General features: G+C 47.4%; 1 protein-coding gene and 1 pseudogene. One reads left to right on the top strand and one right to left on the bottom strand.

Annotation, left to right across the window (positions count from 1 at the left end; translation table 11 throughout):
• Window positions 1-234 (top strand): annotated as a pseudogene (locus B7Y67_RS14280) (DNA repair protein RecN); the annotation flags it as partial.
• Between the two features lie 5 nt (window positions 235-239).
• On the opposite strand, the gene glnE reads toward B7Y67_RS14280, so the two are convergent.
• Window positions 240-2,919 (bottom strand): bifunctional [glutamate--ammonia ligase]-adenylyl-L-tyrosine phosphorylase/[glutamate--ammonia-ligase] adenylyltransferase (gene glnE / locus B7Y67_RS14275; RefSeq protein ID WP_293599214.1); only part of this gene is annotated, 2,680 nt, incomplete at its 5' end.

Here is a 2,919-nt window from a genome sequence, read left to right as displayed (position 1 = left end):
CGTCAACTGGGCGAATCACATCAAATTCTGTGCGTGACCCATTTGCCGCAAGTGGCTGCGCAAGGAAATCACCATCTGAAAGTCAGCAAATCACAGGCGGGCGATAAAACCCTATCCCAAGTTATGCCGCTAGGAAGATCCGAAAGAGTTGAGGAGGTGGCTCGGATGCTGGGGGGCGCAACGATCACAGACACAACTCGTCGACATGCTCGAGAACTACTAGAGCAAAGTTAAGCTTTTCAAGCATTCGATGGCGCAAGGAATATTTCCTGCCATAGAGCCAACACCACTTCTCTTGCCTTAACCAGTTGAGGTTCACACTCTAAATCTACCCGCGTCTTTTCTGCACCATCTAAACGCAAGCGATGTTGACGCGCTCGCAGTAGACGATAAGCATCGCCTACATCTTGGGCCATCGAAGCTTGAATTAAACCCGCCTCTCCAGCAATACGTAGCAAGGCGATATTTCCTAAATTACCAATCAGTTGTGGGTAAGTATTTGAAAATGCTAAGACTAAAAATTGCACAATAAACTCAATATCTACCATGCCGCCGGCATCATGCTTTAAATCAAAGTCGGGAGTCGGATTTGGATGCCCAGCATGGACTTTGCGACGCATTTCTAAAATCTCATGGCGTAACTGATCAACATCACGCTTTTGACTTAAAACCTCAAAACGCACATCATCAAAGAATGCTCCAAGCACTTTACTTCCCGCCGAGAACCTTGCGCGCGTCAGAGCTTGATGCTCCCAAACCCAAGCAGCATTATCACCTTCACGTAGTTGGTATTTCTTAAACGCATCGGCATTGGTTACCAAGAATCCTGCGGAGCCATTTGGACGAAGACGTGTGTCGATTTCAAACAGACTACCAGTTGATGTGTAAGCGGTTAACCAATTGATCATGCGCTTGGCTAGTAAGGCGTAAATTTCTTGAGCAGCAAAATCGGTTTCCTCGGCTTGATATAAAAAAACCAAGTCCAAATCGGAGGCATATCCTAATTCTTTACCGCCTAACTTTCCATAGGAGATCACCGCAAATGGTGCGGTCGCATCAATAGGTAACCCAAACTTCTTAGCAACGCTAGGCCATACGCGCTCAAAAGTAGTCTGCAAGATTAAGTCCGCTAATGCAGATAAATGATCGCTGACCTTCTCAACTGAAAGCTCACGATCAACGCCAATTCCCAAATCCGCCAAAAGCGTAATAAAGGTCTCGGTGTGGTGGGTAATGCGCAAAATATCCATGGCCTGCTCTGAACCATCGCCATCAGCCATCACGTCATTCAAACGCATCTCTAATGTGGCTTTTACTTCCTGCCAATATTGCTCCGGTTGCTCAATAAGAGCTTTTTCAGTACGCGAGTTAAGCAAGTAATCTAAAAGGTGGGGATGCCTAGTTAAATACTCCGCACCCCATTGAGAGGCTTTGAGCAAAGCGAGCACATTAGATAGCGCCTGCGGATACTCTGACAAAATCGATAAATAAGCACTGCGCCGAGCAACCGCCTCTAATAAATCAAAAAAGCGAAGCAAAGTTTGGTCTGCACTAATTCCTGTAGGCTGATCTGCCTGCAAACTATCCGCAGCCTTACGAATGAGATTGTTGAAAATGATCCTGCTTTTCTCTGGCAACTGTCTTTGCTTTGAGCTATCAGTCCAAGACAGCCAGCGAGTTGCAGACTCTGGAAACAGCATGCCGTTCGGCTCCCACCCTGCCGGCAAGGAGGTATTGTCTAGACGCGCCGCATCATCAAGCACAAATGCTTTTTCAAAATACTGAGCTACTGCCGCTTGATGTTTATCGAGCTCAGACATGAATGCATTCCGGTCTTGAGTTTGATTAGGGTCAACCATGCTCGCCGCTAAGCGAGTGCGTGCACCCTCATCCTCGGGCAAATAGTGTGTCTGCTGATCCTCCCACACCTGAATGCGATGCTCTAAGCGGCGCAAGTATATATAAGCCGCCTTTAGATCCTCTACTTCACTAGCAGGCAGAATTTCTTTTTGCTTCACCAAGTCCAAAACTTCTAGAGTAGGGCGAATGCGAAAACGAGGATCTGTACCTCCGCGCATTAACTGAAACATTTGCGCTAAGAATTCAATCTCACGGATACCACCACGGCCTAACTTAATATCCCTGGATCGACCATGATGATTGGAAGAACGCTTCTCAGCTTCATGCTGTATCTGCGCATGCAATTCACGGATGGATGCAATCACACCATAATCTAAGTGCCGGCGATAGACAAAAGGACGAATGAGTTGATCAAGCTCCCGCTCACAATGAGCAAAATCAGGTGATTCCGGTAAAGGCGCAATCAACCTTCCCTTAATCCAAGCGTAGCGCTCCCACTCCCTGCCTTGTACCAGGAGGTACTCCTCGAGCATATCGAGACTACAGACCAAAGGGCCAGAATCTCCATTGGGTCTCAGGCGCATATCTACCCGAAACACAAATCCATTTGCATCATGCTCTGCTAATAGTTTTATCAAACGCTTACCCATTCGAGTAAACCACTCGTGATAGGAGAGGCTCTTAGGCCCACCTTGCGTATCCCCTTCATGCTCATACAAAAAGATTAGGTCGATATCAGAAGAAAGATTAAGCTCTAAGCCGCCCAACTTACCCATGCCCACCACCATCAAGGGCATCTCTGAACCAGTGACCGTGCTCCAAGGCAAACCAAAGCGACGCTTCAGATCTTCGCGAATATAAGCAATCGATAATGCTACTACCTCCTCAGCAAAGTGACTGAGTGCATGCGTCACCTCACCAAGACTGGCCATACCATTGAGATCTCGGAAGGCAATCCAGAGCATGAGACGCTGCCTAGCCAACCTCAGATCAGCCATAAATTGAGCCTCATCCTGGTCTGGAGAAGCTAAAGCATCCTGACAAGGGGTTAATAGATCC

The sequence above is a fragment of the Polynucleobacter sp. 35-46-11 genome (assembly GCF_002281105.1).
This window is presented reverse-complemented; position numbering and strand designations above follow the sequence as displayed.